The 18,514-nt window shown below is 66.9% G+C and carries 17 protein-coding genes and 1 tRNA gene; 8 read left to right on the top strand and 10 right to left on the bottom strand.

The window, feature by feature from the left end; genetic code table 11:
- Window positions 1-9 precede the first annotated feature (9 nt).
- Together QE412_RS17205 and QE412_RS17200 are read right to left on the bottom strand one after the other, a co-directional pair.
- On the bottom strand, window positions 10-915 hold the full coding sequence (locus QE412_RS17205) for a hypothetical protein (RefSeq protein ID WP_307486742.1): 906 nt from the start codon (window positions 913-915) through the stop codon (window positions 10-12).
- Window positions 912-1,568 (bottom strand): hypothetical protein, encoded by a 657-nt coding sequence (locus tag QE412_RS17200; RefSeq protein WP_307486739.1) that lies wholly within the window; start codon window positions 1,566-1,568, stop codon window positions 912-914. The genes QE412_RS17205 and QE412_RS17200 overlap by 4 nt, the downstream gene beginning before the upstream one ends.
- A 38-nt stretch (window positions 1,569-1,606) precedes the next feature.
- Here QE412_RS17200 and QE412_RS17195 point away from each other — a divergent pair, with 38 nt between their 5' ends.
- From QE412_RS17195 to QE412_RS17185, 3 genes are read left to right on the top strand one after another with little or no spacing between them, the layout of a single operon-like run.
- Entirely contained in the window at window positions 1,607-2,683 is a 1,077-nt protein-coding gene (locus tag QE412_RS17195; protein ID WP_307486736.1) for a hypothetical protein, read from the top strand.
- 5 nt (window positions 2,684-2,688) lie between these two features.
- Complete coding sequence (locus QE412_RS17190) at window positions 2,689-3,330, top strand: hypothetical protein (RefSeq protein WP_307486733.1); 642 nt, start codon at window positions 2,689-2,691, stop codon at window positions 3,328-3,330.
- Entirely contained in the window at window positions 3,327-4,004 is a 678-nt protein-coding gene (locus QE412_RS17185; protein WP_307486731.1) for a hypothetical protein, read from the top strand. Before QE412_RS17190 ends, QE412_RS17185 begins: the two co-directional genes overlap by 4 nt.
- Before the next feature lie 243 nt (window positions 4,005-4,247).
- On the opposite strand, the gene QE412_RS17180 is transcribed toward QE412_RS17185, so the two are convergent.
- The 5 genes from QE412_RS17180 to QE412_RS17160 all read right to left on the bottom strand — a co-directional run bounded on the left by QE412_RS17180 (window position 4,248) and on the right by QE412_RS17160 (window position 8,316).
- Window positions 4,248-4,598, bottom strand: coding sequence for a hypothetical protein (locus QE412_RS17180; RefSeq protein WP_307486729.1), 351 nt, complete (start codon window positions 4,596-4,598; stop codon window positions 4,248-4,250).
- Window positions 4,599-4,608: 10 nt separating this feature from the next.
- Window positions 4,609-6,225, bottom strand: a complete 1,617-nt coding sequence (locus QE412_RS17175) for a recombinase family protein (RefSeq protein ID WP_307486727.1) — start codon at window positions 6,223-6,225, stop codon at window positions 4,609-4,611.
- A 15-nt stretch (window positions 6,226-6,240) separates the two neighbouring features.
- Window positions 6,241-6,387 (bottom strand): hypothetical protein, encoded by a 147-nt coding sequence (locus tag QE412_RS17170; protein ID WP_307486724.1) that lies wholly within the window; start codon window positions 6,385-6,387, stop codon window positions 6,241-6,243.
- Window positions 6,388-6,457: 70 nt separating this feature from the next.
- Entirely contained in the window at window positions 6,458-7,348 is an 891-nt protein-coding gene (locus QE412_RS17165) for a type II secretion system F family protein (protein ID WP_307486722.1), read from the bottom strand.
- Complete coding sequence (locus QE412_RS17160) at window positions 7,342-8,316, bottom strand: TadA family conjugal transfer-associated ATPase (protein ID WP_307486719.1); 975 nt, start codon at window positions 8,314-8,316, stop codon at window positions 7,342-7,344. The genes QE412_RS17165 and QE412_RS17160 overlap by 7 nt, the downstream gene beginning before the upstream one ends.
- A gap of 443 nt (window positions 8,317-8,759) precedes the next feature.
- Between QE412_RS17160 and acs the strand changes: the two genes are divergently transcribed.
- Window positions 8,760-10,727 carry an acetate--CoA ligase gene (gene acs / locus QE412_RS17155; RefSeq protein ID WP_307486716.1) on the top strand — a complete coding sequence of 656 codons (1,968 nt, stop codon included), beginning with the start codon at window positions 8,760-8,762 and terminating at the stop codon, window positions 10,725-10,727.
- Window positions 10,728-10,800: 73 nt separating this feature from the next.
- Here the strand turns inward: acs and QE412_RS17150 are convergent, their stop codons facing one another.
- The 3 genes from QE412_RS17150 to QE412_RS17140 all read right to left on the bottom strand — a co-directional run bounded on the left by QE412_RS17150 (window position 10,801) and on the right by QE412_RS17140 (window position 12,358).
- Window positions 10,801-11,535: a phosphatase PAP2 family protein gene (locus QE412_RS17150; RefSeq protein WP_307486714.1), complete on the bottom strand. Its 735-nt coding sequence runs from the start codon at window positions 11,533-11,535 to the stop codon at window positions 10,801-10,803.
- 140 nt (window positions 11,536-11,675) lie between these two features.
- Window positions 11,676-12,143 (bottom strand): RidA family protein, encoded by a 468-nt coding sequence (locus tag QE412_RS17145; RefSeq protein ID WP_307486712.1) that lies wholly within the window; start codon window positions 12,141-12,143, stop codon window positions 11,676-11,678.
- Window positions 12,140-12,358, bottom strand: coding sequence for a hypothetical protein (locus QE412_RS17140; RefSeq protein WP_013585749.1), 219 nt, complete (start codon window positions 12,356-12,358; stop codon window positions 12,140-12,142). The genes QE412_RS17145 and QE412_RS17140 overlap by 4 nt, the downstream gene beginning before the upstream one ends.
- Before the next feature lie 120 nt (window positions 12,359-12,478).
- On the opposite strand from QE412_RS17140, the gene QE412_RS17135 reads away from it, so the two are divergent.
- The 4 genes from QE412_RS17135 to QE412_RS17120 all read left to right on the top strand — a co-directional run bounded on the left by QE412_RS17135 (window position 12,479) and on the right by QE412_RS17120 (window position 17,972).
- Window positions 12,479-15,175 carry a transglycosylase domain-containing protein gene (locus QE412_RS17135; RefSeq protein WP_307486710.1) on the top strand — a complete coding sequence of 899 codons (2,697 nt, stop codon included), beginning with the start codon at window positions 12,479-12,481 and terminating at the stop codon, window positions 15,173-15,175.
- A complete protein-coding gene (locus QE412_RS17130) occupies window positions 15,172-16,095 on the top strand; it encodes a metallophosphoesterase (RefSeq protein WP_307486708.1) in 924 nt (307 codons plus the stop codon). The genes QE412_RS17135 and QE412_RS17130 overlap by 4 nt, the downstream gene beginning before the upstream one ends.
- Window positions 16,096-16,209: 114 nt before the next feature.
- Window positions 16,210-17,730 carry a hypothetical protein gene (locus QE412_RS17125; protein ID WP_307486706.1) on the top strand — a complete coding sequence of 507 codons (1,521 nt, stop codon included), beginning with the start codon at window positions 16,210-16,212 and terminating at the stop codon, window positions 17,728-17,730.
- A gap of 165 nt (window positions 17,731-17,895) precedes the next feature.
- Window positions 17,896-17,972, top strand: a tRNA-Pro gene (locus tag QE412_RS17120).
- Window positions 17,973-18,514: the final 542 nt, after the last annotated feature.

The raw sequence follows: 18,514 nt of genomic DNA, 5'->3' as shown, positions 1-18,514 counted from the left end.
AGGTTTTGCTTACTCGTTGTTGTACTCGCTGTCATAGAGGTCGGCGATGTCCTCGCCGCTTCCTTCCACTTCGAACGCAGACGGGATGCCTGCGGCGTCTAGGAGGTCAACATCGACCAGCTCTAGGTGGCAGTGCTCGCAGCCGAGGTAGACCGTCCAGACCACCAGCGTGAGGGCCACATCGTCGAATTCGAAGCGTTCGAGCCTCCGCTCTTCCACCTCCTCGCCTCCGACCTTCGCAACGTTCCCGCAAGCGGGGCAGTCCACCTCGCCTGTGTAGGAGGGATAGTCGAGGAAAAAACGAGACCACTCCCGGCGCATCTGGCCGGTCATGTTGCCGGACTCGTGCATTCGAAGACGTAGTCGAGCAGAGTCCAACTGTGACTCCAATCGGCGACTGAGATTGGCGCGGTTGGTCTGTAGGTGGCTCTCGGCAGTCTTCGCCCGAGTCGGTCCGACAAATTCCTCGATGGTCGAATCGCAGTGAGCTATCAGCACGTTGGCCTGCGCCCAGAAGCGAGGCCACCACTCTGCTGGACCGAGTACGTCGAAGCCGATCGAAGCGGAGTGAATGTAGGCATTCCTGCCGAGCGAGATCTCCCTCGCCTCGTCCGCATTGAACTGCCGGAACGACCGAGAACAGCGCGCCCACACGGTCTTGGCCTGTACTGACAGGAAGCCGTCGAAATCTTCGATGACGCCGCTCGCGATCAGTATGCTGCGACCGTCGTCCATAGGGTTGGCGATCAAAGCTGGGTTGATGCGGGACAGTGCGGCTTTACCGAGCAACTCAAGCGAACAACACGCCCAGAACGCCGCCTCCTCGAAAGCAGTCGAATCGTCAAGGGCGCGGTTGATGAACAACCGAGCTTTGAGCCACAGACCATCGCTGTCGAACGGGCGAACGCGGCTCACGAGGCTGCCCCCCAGATGTACGAGCGGCGTTCCAGACCGCGACCGGCATCCTCAGCCGAAACGGCGGTTCGACCATGCAACGCGTACAAGTTGTCGATGAGGAGCACCTTCTGCGGAACATCCCAGTGAAACTCGAACGCGGGCAGATTCTGGAAATACTCGGCGGCCTGTCGCGCGTATCCGTCGGCGGGACTCATACAGGCGGGATCGACCCGCAGTCGCATCCAGTCGAACGCTGGGGACAGGAAAGAATCGCGACCGTTACGGACGACGAACAACCCATGGCGAGCGAACTCTGGGTGCGAATTCGTGATGATCGCAGAGGTTCCTGGCACTTGCTGCGCGCCGCTCCAGACACGGGTGGGCGTGAGGTTGGGTTCCGCGCTCGCGAGAAGGATAACGTCGGGCGGCTGCTGCAAGTGCGCCCCGTCTGTGTGCAGCGGCTGCTCCCCGTTGCCAAAAATGGCGCTCATTGTGTTCGGCGCGGCATCCCCCGCGGATGCAGGTCGCAGGACTTGGCGAAAATGCCCCCTCTGTGTCCGTGCGGCGGCCAACCCGTGCACGACCAGAGTGATCTCTATCTCCGCGGGGTCGCCGATGGCGCTGGTCCAGTGCTGGGTCCTCAACTCGTCTAGCATGCGAGCCGCGTCCATCGACGAATCGTAGCGGCAGAAGAGTCTCGGATGCTCCGGTGGGATCGATGCCCTTAACCGGCCGCCACCCGACGAGGCTTCCGCGACTGGGCAGTGGTGATGCCCAAGGCGTCATCGCCTGTGCCAAGATTCTGGAAACAAGTCCGGGGGGCAGCAGCGTGGCATACGGGTACCGAATCTTTCAGGTTGAATTGGGCAAGCGCAGAGCGCCCAGTGAGCGGTACGACTTCGACAATGTGGGGCTGCACACTGACGGCGCGCAGGGCCTCTTCCGGGACGCTCTAAAGGCACTCATCGACTCCAGCACCCGCGACGACGATCGATTGACGTACTTCGGCGTAGACGCCGTGCAGCATGGGCAGTGGTCGTTCCTGGTGGACGCTAGTAATGGGCAATTCGGTCGTGTCCGACGCGTGCGCGATACCAACACGAACGCTGACGGCACTCCTATCGGAGCGAGTGACGCTGTCTTGGACGACCTGCCACTGCTGTTGATCGTCCCGAGCTACGGCAAGCACGGCTTCATCGTGGCGGCAACCGCGGGCCGGTCAAACAACGCGTTCCCGTTCGTGCGCGCGCTGGAGAACCACTGGAAAGACCGGGGTCTGGTTCTGAAGCTGACGACCGATATGGCCGATCGCACCGCCTGGGCGACCTACTTGGGTCAGACCAACATCGACGTGACCCACGTCGAGCTGATCCAGTCGAGTATCGATGGTACGCGCCCCACGTTTGGCACGCCGGGACACGTCTCCCGTGCGCGAGTGACGCTGACCCTGGCTGACTCACTCACCAAGAAGACTGTGATCCAGCGGGTGAGAGACAAGGTGTTGAACAACAAGAAGCTGGCGCTCACGGGAGCGTTTGGGATGTCCCTCAACGACTCCGACTTCGACGACTATCGTGTCCTGTACGTTCAGGACGGTCGACAGAAGGCGTTGTCCATCTCCAACGACTTCCCGCACTTCATCTACCCCCTGGACGGAACGACGCCGCCGACAGCAGCGGAACTGGCCGCAGCGGCAGTGTCGGACGTTGAGTATCTAATGGGTCAGATCGGGATGAATTTCCCGAGTGACTGGCTACCCACCAAATTGGACAAGCTCACTCCGTAGGCGTGATGACGGCACAGAAGAAGTACGATCTTCGACCACTTTTCCGGGTCAACTTCGTTGACCCGGAACGGTCCCGAGGTCGTGCCGCCGCGGCCGCCCTGGTGCAGTTCGGCGTACCGATTGTCGCTGGGGTTGGCCTTGGCCTGTGGGTCTCCTGGGGCCTCGACATCCAGAATGGTGTGTCTGTGGCCTTGCCAGCGTCCTCGCTCCTCGTGGGAGCGATGTTCGGCGCGTTTGTCTTCCTGACGAATCTCCGGGTGAAGCTCGCAGAGTCGGCCACCTTTGCCTTCCGTAACGATCTCCAGCGGTACGTGGGCGCCGCCGCAGCCGCCTGCCTCTATCTCGCACTCATCTGCATTGTCTTCGCAGGTATGCTCGCGCTCGTTGGTAGCCTGCCGGGCCTCCGAACGCCCGATGTGACCCCCTGGGTCGTGGGTGCTCTGTTCGCGGTCGCCGTCCACATCGGACTGATCTTGGCCACGGTCATCCGCCGGTTGTTCATCATCTACGTCGACATGTTCGCCGCAGACTTCAACGCGCGTGTTCCGCAGTCCGGCGAGGCGCCCGTCACGCAGGCCTCGGAGAACACGCCGCGCGGCATTCTGATCGAGCCGACGAGGCGATCGAGGAAGCTCTTCCGCGAGTGATTGATGAGTCTGGTCCTTGGCGAGCGGAGCTGTGGAAGTCTGCCATACGCCTGAGGCGTTGGAACATCCAGAAGCGCTGGACGAGCCGCACCTACTTCCTAGCTGAGCGCGACATCATGATGGGCGCTTATTCCATCCGACGCCTCATCGACTCTGGCAAGTCATCGTCCCGGCTACCCGGTAAGCGCTACCAGGTGCGTCAGTACCCCATAACCGGTCGAACGCCCATGGTGCTCGACCGCTTCAGTCCTGAGCGCTTCTACGACATCGGTAGGCCCGCGAACGGCGAGCTGAGTGTCAGCCGCTTGTGTAACCAAATTATCCACAGCTTCGTGTTTCAAATACACGCCGATGAGGATTCCACAACGGGCGTGATTTTCGTGTCGGACCACGACCGGCATAAGCACTTATACGGGATGGGCTTCGAGAGACTGGCCCATCTGTTCGATTACGTTGCTCGCGAGGATGTTGTAGAGACACACGGCACGATGGAGGGTGGCGTCCAGATCTTCCGTCACACCTCAAATCATGATCTCGTGGAAGACGGTCTGGCGAGATACATAGACGACGAGGGTGTGTACATCGAGCGCCATCAAGACGCCGACGAGAGGTTCGACATGCGAGTACGCGACCTGATAGCGAAACGGGGCGGGCCGCAAAGAACTGGGTCCTAGTTTCACTGTTGTGCAGAATCGACTAGGCGATGCTCCCGCAGGTGTGCCGAACTTCGCTTCTCGAACGCACGAAGAGCAAGCGGCACGCCTGCGCTCGTTCGGTGCAATGAAGGGACCGCGAAGAGCCTGTGCAGGACAGCACGCGGAGGCTATGCGGCGCGTCTCTCCACCGTCCGGAGCGCCTCGCGCACGCCACCAGGTGCAGGCCAGGTGGGCCATGTGAGTAACTCGATACGCGCGCTGTCACGCGGCCCTCTCCTGCACAGTGAATCGCTCTTGGGGCTGGATTGGCTTAACGGGCCGAACAGGCTTCACCGGCGGTACGGGCTTCACTGGCGGAACTGGCTTGACCGGCTTTACCGTGGGCACCTTCGGCATCCGGGAAGGCACCGCGGCCTCTGTCTCCGCTGGCGTCTCGGTGTCTTCGCAAGGTGGGAGGCCGTCGGCCTTGCGATTGTTGCGGTCGGCAGCGACTGTAGCCGCCAGCTTTAGCAGGTCGCTGACCAGACCGGGATGAACTGGCAAAGCGGTGAAGGTCTCTTCGAGATCGACATGCCGACGCGCCAGCTCGTGGCGTGATGTATTCAGCGTCATGCCCGTCACCCTAACTATCTAGCGCCCGCCCAACGGCGTCTCGCGCATCATCCGGCACCCGGCCGCGCACCGAGGAGACCGTGCGTTCCGCATCGATCTTCACGCGCCTCTCCGCACGCCTCCACATGATGGTCACGGTGCCCTCCACCGCCTCGATCGAGGTGAGCCGCCGCCCCTTGCCGACAGGATGCACCTGGACACCCAGGAGCAGAGCACCGAGCACCGCACGGCGCCGGGCCGTGCTCATTCGCTCCCACAGCCCGCGCACGTCCTCGGCGCCGACGAACGCGGCCGTCGGGTCGACGCTGACGGCCTCGGCGATGTCGCCGTCGAGCTGTGTACGTTCCTCGGCCCATTTGGTGCTCAGCACGTCCCACTGTTCGGGTCGAAGCGTGCCTGCCTGGACTCGAGCGAACCATTCCTTCTCGTCTGCGTCAATCGCGTCACGTCGCGCTCTCAGCGCGCCGATGTCGTGCCGCCTATCATCGACCCAGGCGAGCAGTCCGGGGGCACTCAGCACCTCCACCGCCGCGTTCTCGACGTACTCTTCGATCAAGGCTGCGGGGCGCTGGAAACAGCCCGTTGTGCACCGGTACCCGCGCACGCTCGTCGCCGTCGTCTTCGTCTGGCACTTGCGTAACGCCCCGCCGCACCGGCCGCATTCACCGAGTCCGGATAGCAGCCACTTAGCGCGGGTGTTCCCGTCGTGCGTGCGCCTGGAGGAGTCCAATAGACGACCTCGCGCGGCGGCCACGGCATCCTCCGTCAAGATCGCGTCCCACGCGCCTGGGGTGCACTCCGAGAGGGTGAAACGGTCGGCGCGATAGGGCATCCCGTCCGGCATCGGAGGTGGCAGGAGCGCGGCGGGGAAGGGGGACAGGAGAATGCGTCGCACGGTCGTGCTGGTCCACTTCGCCCCCGGCCGCTTCACCGTGCCGTCGCGGTTAAGGATGGGACGTGTGAGCCGCGTTTGCTCGGACAGTGAATCACCATCTTCATCGTGTGCAGTGCCGTCGTTCAACGCCTTGGCGATCTCTCCGAGCTTCGCGCCCGCCCGCAGCTCACGGGACATGTAGAGGAGTGCATGGGCTTCGTGCGGGACCACCTGATATCGCGTACCGCGATCGTCACGGTCCTTGTTCGACACCCAGTTGTATCCGTAGGGCACCAGCCCCGGGGTCGGGTGCCCTGCCTCACGTCGAGCCGCACGGAACGGTAGTGCGCGAGCCTCCTTCTCCTCGATCTCGGCTTCGGCTATGGAGGTCATGATGAGCAGGATCACTTTGCCCCAGTGCCCCGCAGTGTCAATGCCATCGAAGGTGACGACGCGGACGTCGCGACGCGGTGCAGTGACTTCGAGGGCATCTTCGACACGACGCAGCAGGCGAGCGGACTTCACTGCGACGATCGTGTCAATCTTCCCGGCGTCCGCGTCCGCGAGCATACGCGCCCAGTCGGTCCCGTCGCCCCTCGCCTTCGTGGCCGATGTGAAGTTGTCCACGTATTCACCGGCGACGATCCAGTCCTCAGCAATGGCCCGTTTTCGCATCGCCTCCAACTGTTGTGTGATGCCCTGGTCCTCCTGCACGCTCTGTCGTGCGTACAGGGCCACGCGCTCACTCGCCATCTCAAAAGTATGTCATTAGGGCGCGACGATAGCCATGGTCGCGATGGCGTACTCGGCGGTCGCGGCACCCCTGTCGTCGAGGAACAGCGCGCCTGCTCGGGCCTGGGTGAGCGGCGGAAGGACCGATCGCCGCGGTGCGGACGGAAGGAAGGGAACGGACATGGGATCTCCTTGGGGTGAAAGGGCGGGTGGGGCTCCCCCACGCCGCCCGGATGGATGACGCGAAGCCGCGTCAGGGAAGGGCGCTCGATCGCAACACGCCGAGCATCATCGGAGCGACCGCGAGCAGAAGGAACGCGGGGAGCGTGCAGATGCCGAGGGGAAGCAGGAGCATCGTCGACAGCCGCGCGGCCGCTGCGCGCCCATCGGTGCGCGCGCGGTGACGGGCGAGCCAGGCGTCACCGCGCAGCAGTTCACTCGCCGGGACACCCGTACGCATCGCCATATCGAGGGTGGCTGCGACGGGATCGGAGAAAGACACGGGCGCGCCGCCGCCGCCCCGCGCCCGGGCGACGAGTTCTTCCGCCCGGTCCACCGAGACGCCTGCCGACAGCGCCACCGCCCACAACTCCGCATCCAAGCCCGGCACGACGGCGGGCGGAGTGACACGGCGTACCAGGCGACGTGACCATACCCGCGACACGAGCACGAGGGCGCTTCCCGCGACCAGGCAGGAAATGCCCACCGGGTCGCCGCAGAGGATGCCGACCGTGTCGAATCCGAGCACGACCCCCATCGGAATGCCGAGCACCGGGAGCCAAGCCAGCAGGTTCGCCGTGGCCGCCGGTTCGGCGAGCGCCACCCGCACATCGGCCGCGACCTCCCCCGCGTCGCGGAGCGCGCCGACGACCTCCCGGAGCGTGTCGGCCAGCGGCGCACCGGCGTCGACGGCGAGGGTATACACCGCCGCGACGTCACTCCAGCCCGGACCCGCTCGACGGAGCACCTCGCCCACGTCTTCGCCTCTCGCGGCCGCACGGGCCGCGGCAGCGGTCGTCGCGTCTGCGTGCTCGGCGATCGCCGCCCACGCGGCGGCGGGGGCCAGACCGGCTTCGAGCAGCACCGACAGGCGCAGAGCCGTCTCGATCTGATCCGCGCGCGCGGTCGGCGGCGCCGTCACCACGGCTCTGCCGCGATGCTCAAGCGACCGTCTCGCAGGACCGGCCGCCCCCATTGCGTCACACGGCGACGGCCGCCGCGCCGCTCGACGTGCACCACCGCGCCGATGGCGCTCACCGTCTGCCGAGCCGTCGTCGTGGCATCCATTCCGGCGAGCGAGCCGAGCGCCTCGAGTCGGGCCGCGACGTCGCTCAGCCCGCTCGCGTGCACGGTCGCGGCACCTCCGTCGTGGCCCGTGTTCAAGGCCATCAACAGGTCGCGCACTTCTTCTCCGCGGCACTCGCCGAGGATCAAGCGGTCGGGACGCATGCGTAGCGCTTCGCGCACGAGCCGCGACAACGTGATCGCTCCCGCGCCTTCGATGTTGGGTTGGCGGGCTTCGAGCGCGACGTGGTGCGGATGCCGGGGGCGAAGCTCGGCGACCTCCTCGATCGTGATGAGGCGTTCGGCCGCCGGGACGCGCCCGAGCAGTGCCGCGAGCAGCGTGGTCTTCCCCGCACCCGTGGCGCCGCTGATGAGCACGTTCTGACGCCGCTCGATGAGCTCGTCGAGCCTGTCGCGTTGCCGCGGCGACAGCATTCCCGCACGTTCCAGCTCCGCGAGGTCGGGGGCATCCCACCGGGGCACGCGCACCGAGATGGTGGTCCCGCTCACCGCAACGGGAGCGAGCACCGCGTGGACGCGCACACCGCCTTCCCAGCGCACGTCGACGCACGGTGAGGCGTCGTCGAGATGTCGACCGCCGAGGGCGATCAGGCGCACCGCGAGCCGACGCACCTCTCCCTCGCCCGCCCTCCACGCGGCGACGTGCTCGATCCCCCGCCCACGATCGACGAAGAGACCCCGCTCACCGTTGACGAAGAGGTCGGTGACCGATCGGTCGTCGAGGAACGGACGAAGAAATGCGAGCGCGGGATCGCCCCACGCCGAGGGCGTGAGGGAGCTCTGGGGAAGGGGGATGACGGAAGACACGACGACGACCGTAGAGGGGGCGTGTGCGTCCGCGTCGGACGAGAAGCCGCATCCGTGGAGAGGGCGCCGGTTCGTCCCCTTGGGGAGGAGCGTCGGGTCTGCTCGCGCGGCGGCGCACGCCGATGGCAGACGGGGACCGCCCGAAAAGGAGGGGGCGGCATCCCTAACAGTGGGGGGCGAGGGATGCCGCCACGCGCCGGAGGAAAATTGGGGGGCTCCCCCCGACGCGGATGCCGGAAGCGATGTTCGGGCAAGATCAGGGTACGTGCGCCGGAACGGCCTGGCCAACTCTTTCGACCTCTTCATCCCGATATATCACCTGTGCCAGATCCACCCGGATGCCAACTATCGGAGGTAACCGGTGTCGGAGGCTCTCGCTAGCGTGACGACGTGACGATGTCGCGCATCGACGTGGCATCCCGTGAACGCAAAGGAGCGCCGCGATGAGCAGCCAGATCGACCATCTCCTCACGGAGACCCGCCGCTTCGCCCCGTCGGCGTCGTTCGCCGCCCAAGCGGTCGCGGATCGCGAGCTCTACGAGCGCGCGGCGGCCGACCGCGAGGGCTTCTGGGCCGATCAGGCCCGCGCACTGCACTGGCACACCCCCTTCACCCGCGTGCTCGACTGGTCCAACCCGCCGTTCGCCGAGTGGTTCGGCGATGGCGAACTGAACGTCGCCTACAACTGCCTCGACCGCCACGTCGAAGCCGGCAACGGCGAGCGCGTCGCCCTGCGCTGGGAGGGTGAGCCGGGCGATCAACGCACTGTCACCTACGCCCAGCTGACCGACGAGGTGAAGCGCCTGGCCAACGTCCTCACCGACCTCGGCGTCGAACGCGGAGACCGCGTGGCCATCTACCTGCCGATGATCCCCGAAGCGATCGCATCGATGCTCGCGGTCGCCCGTATCGGGGCGGTGCACTCGGTCGTCTTCGGCGGCTTCTCCGCCGACAGCCTGCGCGCCCGCATCGACGACGCCGGTGCGAAGGTCGTCATCACCGCCGACGGCGGATGGCGCAAAGGCAAGGTGTCTCCCCTCAAGCCCGCGGTCGACCTCGCTCTCGCCGACCGCAACGGGTCCGGCATCCAAGAGAGCGTCGAGCACGTCCTCGTCGTCAAGCGCGGCGAGAACGACGTCGACTGGTCCGAGGGGCGCGACCTCTGGTGGCACGACGTCGTCCCGCAGGCGTCGAACGCGCACGAGGCCGAAGCCTTCCCCGCCGAGACGCCCCTGTTCATCCTGTACACCTCCGGCACGACGGGAAAGCCGAAGGGCATCCTGCACACGTCGGGCGGTTACCTCACGCAGGCGGCGTTCACCAACCGGGTCGTGCACGACGTGCACCCCGAGACCGATGTCTACTGGTGCACCGCCGACATCGGCTGGATCACGGGCCACACGTATGTCACCTACGGTCCGCTCGCGAACGGCGCCACGCAGCTCCTCTACGAAGGAACCCCCGACACCCCCCACCCCGGCCGGTGGTGGGAGCTCATCGAGAAGCACGGCGTCACCATCTTCTACACCGCGCCGACCGCCATCCGTTCGTTCATGAAGATCGGCCGCGACGTCCCCCAGAAGTTCGACCTGTCATCGCTGCGCCTGCTCGGCTCGGTCGGCGAGCCCATCAACCCCGAGGCGTGGGTCTGGTACCGCGAGATCATCGGCGCCGACGAGACGCCGATCGTCGACACGTGGTGGCAGACCGAGACCGGCGCGATCATGATCTCGGCGCTGCCGGGTGTCACCGAGACGAAGCCGGGCTCGGCGCAGGTACCGCTGCCGGGCGTCTCGATCGCCGTCGTCGACGACCAGGGCGAACCTGTCGGCAACGGCAGCGGCGGGCTCCTCGTCGTGACCGAGCCGTGGCCGAGCATGCTGCGCGGCATCTGGGGCGATCCCGACCGCTACCGCGAGACCTACTGGGAGAAGTTCGCCGACAAGGGGTACTACTTCGCCGGCGACGGTGCGCGCCTCGACGACGACGGCGACGTCTGGCTCCTGGGCCGCGTCGACGATGTCATGAACGTCTCGGGCCACCGCCTGTCGACCGCCGAGATCGAATCGGCGCTCGTCGGGCACGAGGGGGTCGCCGAGGCAGCGGTCGTGGGGGCGTCCGATGAGACCACCGGCCAAGCCGTGGTCGCCTTCGTCATCATCAAGAGCCGCTACCTGAAGCAGAAGGGGGTAGAAGGGCTCGGCGACGAGCTGCGCACGTGGGTCGGCGCGCAGATCGGTCCGATCGCCCGCCCCCGCGACGTCTACATCGTCGGCGAGCTGCCCAAGACCCGCTCGGGCAAAATCATGCGTCGGCTGCTCCGCGACGTGGCCGAGGGCCGCGAGGTGGGCGACACCACCACGCTTGCCGACACCGCGGTCATGAGCGTCATCAGCGCCCAGGTCAAGTGAGCAAAGATCCCGGATGCCGACACTCCGGCATCCGGGATCTCCACGGACCCCGCCGATACCGGCGCGAAGAGAGCTACCGCACCGCTCGTCGCCGCTGCCCCGGTGTCCGGGCGACCAGGGCGGCGATCCGCGGCACCACGACCATCGCCCATCCCGCGCGCACGGCCGGGAAGACACCTGCGACCCAGAAGACGGATGCCACGGCGTCACCGGCGTAGTGCACCCCGACGACCACGACCGAGACGATCATCATCATCACGAGACCGACGCCGATCGCGATCGCGGCGACACGCGAGCGGGAATCCCACAGCGCCACGACGAGCGCCACGACGAGCGCGGTGGTGAAGGCGACGTGGCCACTGGGAAACGATGCATCCACCGTTCTCTCGGTCATCTGGTGCGCGGCCACGCTCAACCCCGGCCGTGGGCGGTCGACGACGAGTTTGAGCAGCTCGGCCAGGCCCCAGGTCACCCCGATCGTTCCCACGAAAGTCAGCGCGACCTGCCATCGTCTCGTCACCGCGACGACGACGATCGCAGCAAGGGCCGTGACGGCCGCCGCGGGCCCCGGCTTGAGCGAGAGGTAGAAGGCCCGGGTCACGTGGCCGAGAAGCCCGTGCTGCAGGGCGTTCAGCTGGGCCGACACCGCGACGTCCAGCGGCACGGCACGCAGGAGCAGGCCGACGGCGATGAGCACGACGGCGGTCGCCACCGCGACGATCACCGACCGCACGGGGTGGGGCGTGGGACGGACGAGGGGGTTCTGGCGAGCGGCAGACGCGACGACCGGTTCCGAATGCGAGGTCACGGAGACGGATGATCCTCCCCGTCGGTGATGAATCAGCCGAGACGGGATGCGGGTGAGGCCCGCGCAGACCTGAGGGGGACGCCCGTCACGATCGGGCGTCCCCCTCATGGCACCGCGTCAGCGGCATCCGGAATCCGTTCTCACGCGACGGTGAAGACCACCTCGACCTCGACCGGGCTGTCGAGCGGCAGCACCGGCACACCCACGGCCGAACGCGCGTGCGCGCCGGGGGCGCCGAACACCTCGCCGAGGAACTCGCTCGCGCCGTTGATGACACCCGGCTGCCCGGTGAAGTCGGGAACGGATGCCACGAACCCGGTGAGCTTGAGCACGCCGGTGAGGTTGTCGACACCGCCGACGAGGGCGGCCGCGGCCGCGATGGCGTTGAGCGCGCATTGACGGGCGTAGGTCTTGGCATCCGCCGGGCTCACGAGCCCCTCGGCCTCGCCCACTTTGCCGGTCGCCGGCAGAGCCCCCTGCACCATCGGCAGCTGGCCCGACGTGTAGACGAGATCGCCGTGTCGCTTGGCCGGGATGTACGCCGCCACGGGAGGCACGACCGAGGGCAGGTCGACGCCGAGCGCCGCGAGACGCTCCGAGACGCTCACTGCTGCCCCTCGAACTGACGGGCGGCGGCCTCGGCCGCGCCGAGACCCGCGTTGGCGGTGCCGCCTCCGGTAGGACGCTTGAAGTAGGCGACCAGGCCGCCCTCGGGGCCGGTCACCACCTGTACGAGCTCCCACCCCTGCTTGCCCCAGTTATTGAGGATCGCGGCGGTGTTATGGATCAGCAGCGGCGTGGTGAGGTACTCCCACGTGGTCATGTCGGACTCCCGGCGGTGACTCGGAGCGCGCACGAGCCATGCGCGCGGGGGCGGAAAACGTACGCGCGCGAGCGCACGCCATCAAGGCATCGCCCAGCAACGTCGCTTAGCATCAACCCTATGCCCGAGAACAAACGAACGGCTAGCGGTGCCCTGGGCGGCATCGTCGGCCTCGTCGGCCTGAGCGCGGTCGCCGGTCTCCTCGTCACCGCCGCCGTGACACCGGCCATCGCCGTGTCCGGCGCCGCCGCCTCCAGCGCCATCACCATCTTCGACAAGATGCCCAGCTACCTGCAGCCCGACGAGCTCATGCAGCCGACCACGCTCATGGCCGGCGACCAGGTGCTGGCAAAGTTCTTCGACCAGAACCGCTCCCCCGTGACCTTCGACCAGGTCAACCCCGTGATGTACGACGCGATCCTGTCGTCGGAAGACCCCCGCTACTACCAGCACGGCGGCGTCGACCTCATCGGAACGACCCGTGCCCTGCTGAACAACGCCACCAGCGGCGAGACGCAAGGTGGATCCTCGATCAGCCAGCAGTACGTGAAGAACGTGCTCGTGCAGCGCTGCGAACGCGACGCCAAGGCCGTCGAAGGCACCGACACCTCCCCCGGGCAGACGCGCGAAGAAGCGCTGCAAGCCTGCGCACAACAAGCGGTTCAAGCCGACGGTGCCGCGGGCTACCAGCGCAAGCTGCAGGAGATGCGCTACGCGATCCAGCTCGAGAAGGAGTACACGAAGGACCAGATCCTTCTGGGTTACCTCAACATCGCCAACTTCGGCGGCGTCACGTACGGCATCGACGCCGCAGCCAAGCGCTATTTCAACGTTCCGGCCTCGCAGTTGAACATCGGCCAGGCGGCGGTTCTCGCGGGCATGGTGCAGAACCCCAACCGCTTCCGCATCGACCAGCCCGACGGCTCCATCAGCGATGGCGACCAGACCTGGAACAAGGCACCCGACGGCTCGATCGACGACGTCGACCAGAGCACCATCCAGGGTCTGTACACCCTGCGCGACAACGGCGAGATCACGCAGGAGCAGCTGGTCAACGCCGCCGACGGCTACAGCGAGACCAAGGGCCGCCAGCTGTACGTGCTGAGCCGGATGGAGGCCGACGGCAAGATCACGCACGAGCAGTACGTGCAGTACGCCATCGAGCCCATCACGCCCTCGATCACCTCGACCCCTCAGGGCTGCGCCGCCTCGGCCGCGCCGTACTTCTGCCAGTACGTCGTCTCGACGATCCTCAACGACCCGGCCTTCGGTGCCGAGACCGATGATCGCGTCCGGGCGCTGCGCCAGGACGGCCTGACGATCCAGACGACGCTCGACTGGCGCGTGCAAGACGCAGCGCGGTACGCGATGGACGCGTACGCCCCGCAAAGCGTCGACGGCATGAAGTTCGGCTCCACCGTGATCAACCTGGAGTCCAAGACCGGTCGCATCCTCGCGATCGCGCAGAACACGAAGTTCACCCAGGATCCGAGCCAGGCAGAGGCCGATCCCTCGTACAACTCGGTGGTCTTCGCCGGCGACAGCGCGAACGGCGGTTCGATCGGCTTCAGCGCCGGCTCGACGTTCAAGCTCTTCACGCTCGTGGACTGGCTCGAGAAGGGGCACTCGCTCAACGAGAACCTGAACGGCCGCCTCGGTCCCGTGCCGAACATGAAGAACTCCTGCACGGGCAACTACGTCAACACCAACAACGACCGCATCAACAACTTCGCCAACAGCGGCGGGTACATCGGCACTCCGATGATGTTCACCCGCGACTCGCTGAACACGGGCTACCTCGCGATGGCAGCTCAGCTCGACCTGTGCGACATCGCCAAGGTCGCGCAGAAGCTCGGCGTCAAGAAGGGCGACGGCAGCGAGATCACGATGCCCTACCCCAACAAGGTCATCGGTGACGACAACGTCTCGCCCATCGCCATGGCGGCCGCTTATGCCACCGTCGCGAACGGCGGAACGCTGTGTCAGCCCAAGGTCATCGACAAGGTCACCGACAGCGACGGCGCAGAGCGGGCGATCCCCGAGCGCACGTGCTCGCCGGCGCTGACGCCCGAGATCGCTGCAACGGCCGCCTATGCCCTGCAGGGCGTCATGGCGGGTGGCGGCACGGGTTCCCAGGGCAACCCGCGTGATGGTACGCAGGTGCTGGGCAAGACGGGCACGCACGAGGGATGGCAGACGTGGATGATCGAATCGTCCACCAACACCACCACCGCGGCGTGGGTCGGCAACTACGAGGGCAGCCAGGATCTGTTCAAGCGTTTCTGGGGCGGACGCGCGCTGTCCGACATCCGATACCCGATGGCAGCCGACGTGCAGCGCACCGCCGACGAGTTCTACGGTGGAGACGATTTCCCCGGGCCGGCCTCCAACCTGCTGCGCACCGTTCAGCGCGACCTTCCCAACGTCGTGGGGCAGAGCCTCGACAGCGCCCGGTCCACCCTCGAAGGCGCCGGCTTCCGCGTCTCGATCGGCGACACGGTCGACTCCGAGCTCGGCGGCGACCGCGTCGCGGCGATGAACCCCGGTGCGGGTTCGGCGGCCGCCGGCTCGGTCATCACGCTGAGCCCCGGCAACGGCCAGGGGGGCACCGTCCCCGACGTGTCGGGGCAGCCGGTGAGTTCCGCCCGTGCGGCCATGCTGTCGGCAGGGTTCGGCACCGTGTCGATCGGATCGTGCCAGAAAGACGGCAGCGCGCCCGCCGAGGGCCGCGTGACGAGCCAGAACCCCGCGGGGGGCACGTCGGCCAATAAGAACACCGCGGTCACGCTGTCGGTCGTGGCCAAGGACTGCCCGTGACGCGCCCCCTCGTGACGGCCGCCCTCGCACCCCTCGGGGTTGCGGGGGCGGCCGCTGTGGGGGCCGCCGTGTGGGGCGTGGGGATCGAACGGTACCTGTTCACCGTGCGCTATCACGCTCTACGGGTTCTGCCGAAGGGCGCCGAGCCCCTGCGGGTGCTGCACGTGTCCGACGCCCACATGGCTCCGTGGCAGCACCGTAAACAGGAGTGGATGTCGCGGCTCGTCGAGCTGAGCCCCGACCTGGTCGTCAACACCGGCGACAACATGGGGCACCGTGACGGGCTCGTCGGTGTGCGCACGGCGTTCTCGACGCTCCGTGAGATCCCCGGGCTCGTCGTACACGGATCGAACGACTACCAGGAACCCGCGCCGCGCAACCCGCTGCGGTACTTCCTGGGCCCATCGGGCAACCTGCCCGTGCACAAGCACCTCGACGTCGACTCCCTGGACCGCTTCTTCACCGATGATCTGGGCTGGAGCATCCTCGACGACACCGCGGTCTCGCTCGAGGTGAAGGGCACCCGTATCACCGCGTTCGGCGTGAACGACGCCCACCGCAACTGGGACCACCCCGAGCTCATCCCTCCCGCACTCGAAAGCCTGGATGCCGCCGACCTCACGATCGGTGTCATGCACGCGCCGTACCGGCGCACGCTCGACACCTTCATCGAGCTCGGAGCCGATGTGCTGCTGGCGGGGCACACGCACGGCGGACAGGTGCGCATACCGTTCAGTGACAAGGCGCTCGTGTCGAACTGCGACATCCCACTCGATCAGGCCCGCGGTCTGAGCGAATGGACGCACGCCGATCGCACGGTGCCATTGAACGTCAGCGCGGGTCTCGGCCACTCGATCTACGCGCCGGTGCGGTTCGCGTGCCGCCCGGAAGCCACGCTGCTCACCCTGCTGCCGCGCTGACCGCTCCTCCACAGTTGCGAAGGGGGTCGATCCGTTCACGGATCGGCCCCCTTCGTCGTCACCAGGATCGCGTGAGAACGCAGGATCGAGTCTCCTCGACCGAAGGGATTCCCCATGCAGCATCCACCACCGCTCTCTCTCCGCCTCCCCGCGATCCTCGCCGTGTTCGTGGTTCTGACCACCGGGCTCGGTCTCGGACCCGCAGCGCACGCCGCCGATCGCGGCACAGGCTTCGGCACCTGGGCCCCGCTCTCGCGCACGGGCTGGCATGGCTCGATGCGTGTCGGCGACGTTCACACCTACTGCATCCATCCCGGCCTGCCCGTGGCCACCGGAACCACGACCGACCACGGTGTCACCTCGGACGTGAACGGGCTGAGCGCGCAACAGCTCGTCTCGATCAACCATCTGGTCAGCACGTACGGCCAGACCGACGACCCCGTGCAGGCGGCGAGCGTCGGGTGGGCGGTGAAAGCCATCGTCGATCGCGACACGACGCTGCACTCGTGGGGGTACGAGGGAGACGACCTCGCCGGGGCGATCGACGACATCATGCGACGCGCGAGTCCCGAGAACAGCGCAGCGGTCCAGCAACGTGCCGTCCAGTACCTCACCGAGGCCGAGGCCATCCGCGTGCCGCGCGTCGGAGGTTCCCTGACCCTGTCCACGCAGGAGGACGACCCCACGCGCGGGGTCCTGACGGTTGATGTCGATGCCGAAGCCGTCGGCACCATCACCCTGCACAATGCGGTGTTCGCCGACACCGGCTCCGCCGAGCGTCAGGGCGTTCGCGGGGGCGGGAGCTACCCCATCGTGGCCCCCGCTTCCGCGGCCGACGACGGGCGTCCGTACAGCGTGCAGGCGACCGGCGCGTTCTCGGTACGGGCAGCGGCCATCCGGTTTTACTCGACGCCCGGTCAGCAGGAATCCGCCGGGCCCGCCGGCCCGCAGACGTTCGAGCTGTCGACGCAGGATGCCACCCCCCGTCCGGTCCGTTTCTCCCCGCGCGTGCAGACGGTGGCACGGATCGACGGACGTCGCTTCGTCGACGAGGTCACCGTCTCGGCGGCCGAGGGCGTCTGGCCCCGCCACACCGATGGCTCGTTCGTCGTTCTGTCGGCGACGGCGGATGTGTATCGCACCGGCGCCTTCCCCGCGGAAGCGGCCGAGGTTCCCGACAACCTGAAACCGGTCGCGCAACTCATCCTGCGCACGGACCCGCGAGTCGGCGCCGGCAGATACACCGTCGGCACGCAGGGCGACCTCCCCGGCTCGGGTGTCTACACGGCCGTGTGGCGGATCGAGCGCACCTCCCAGGATCCGGACGTCGTTCCGCATCTGCCGCCGTCTTACGTGTGGACGGAACGCTTCGCCTCTCCCACGCAGACCGAGCAGCTGGTGCCGGCACCTCCCGTCGACCCCGTGCCGGCTCCCTCGCCCACGCCGTCGTCGACCCCGACTCCTGTGCCCGCCTCCGTCGCGCCCCCCGCTCCGGCTCTCACCCCGCCGGCTCTCCCGGTGACGGGGCTGTCGAGCGCGGGTGTGGGGGCAACGAGCGGCATCGCGGCGGTGATGATCGGAATCGGAATCGTCGTGGCGCAGGTCGCGCGTCGACGCCGCACCCCGCGGGTCTGACTCGGCGCGTAGCGGCCTGTCGAACTCCCCGGTGTCGGAACGGCCTCCCGACACGGGCACCATTCGCATGACAGCGACGGCGCTCCGCATCCCGGACGGGGCACGCCCGAGACGCGACGTGGTTCGGAGCATGCGCCGTGACAGGGTAGACTTTTCAAGTTGCAACGGGGTGTGGCGCAGCTTGGTAGCGCGCGTCGTTCGGGACGACGAGGCCGCAGGTTCAAATCCTGTCACCCCGACCATGTCATGGATGTTCCAACCTTCGGACGAAGAATTCGGCTGAAGTGACGATGTAAGAGAGCCTTCTGCAGTATTGCGGGAGGCTCTCTTCGTGCTGTTGGACGTGCCGCGTGCACCGTTACGACGGTTAAGCACGTGGACTGCCTCGTTGATGACGGTTCGTTCTCCGTCGAGGGCGGGGGCGCCTTCTTCGCGGATAGACACAACGAACCTGTTGAAGAGCGCCGCGATGAGGTCACGTCGAACGCTTTCCCCGGCCTTCTCGTACACCGCCCCTAGGCGCTCCAGCAGATCAAGCTGAGCAGCAGCTCGCTCCGCCCCCGCGGCAAGCCGCTCGATCGTGTGCGTCAGTTTCTCTTCGATGACGCGCTTCTTCATCGTGATGTCGTTCAGCTTCTCTCGAAGCTTTGGCGTGGAGACGCTGCCCTCCGCGGCGAGCTCGATCAGACGCTCCTCTTGCCCCTCCAGTTTGCGCAGCTCTGAGCGCAGCGACGCTTTCACTTGCCGATCCTGCGCCTGCATCTCATCGGCGGTTTCCTGCAGT

The organism is Microbacterium trichothecenolyticum (genome assembly GCF_030818955.1).
GTDB lineage: Bacteria > Actinomycetota > Actinomycetes > Actinomycetales > Microbacteriaceae > Microbacterium > Microbacterium trichothecenolyticum_B.
The sequence above is the reverse complement of the archived record's forward strand: the minus strand, read 5'-3'. Positions and strand labels throughout refer to the sequence as shown.

Coding starts and splice junctions, on each gene's coding strand:
- QE412_RS17200 (WP_307486739.1), bottom strand. CDS start 1,568: ATGGACGCGGCTCGCATGCTAGACGAGTTGAGGACCCAGCACTGGACC.
- QE412_RS17190 (WP_307486733.1), top strand. CDS start 2,689: ATGACGGCACAGAAGAAGTACGATCTTCGACCACTTTTCCGGGTCAAC.
- QE412_RS17180 (WP_307486729.1), bottom strand. CDS start 4,598: ATGACGCTGAATACATCACGCCACGAGCTGGCGCGTCGGCATGTCGAT.
- QE412_RS17175 (WP_307486727.1), bottom strand. CDS start 6,225: ATGGCGAGTGAGCGCGTGGCCCTGTACGCACGACAGAGCGTGCAGGAG.
- QE412_RS17170 (WP_307486724.1), bottom strand. CDS start 6,387: ATGTCCGTTCCCTTCCTTCCGTCCGCACCGCGGCGATCGGTCCTTCCG.
- acs (WP_307486716.1), top strand. CDS start 8,760: ATGAGCAGCCAGATCGACCATCTCCTCACGGAGACCCGCCGCTTCGCC.
- QE412_RS17140 (WP_013585749.1), bottom strand. CDS start 12,358: ATGACCACGTGGGAGTACCTCACCACGCCGCTGCTGATCCATAACACC.
- QE412_RS17135 (WP_307486710.1), top strand. CDS start 12,479: ATGCCCGAGAACAAACGAACGGCTAGCGGTGCCCTGGGCGGCATCGTC.
- QE412_RS17125 (WP_307486706.1), top strand. CDS start 16,210: ATGCAGCATCCACCACCGCTCTCTCTCCGCCTCCCCGCGATCCTCGCC.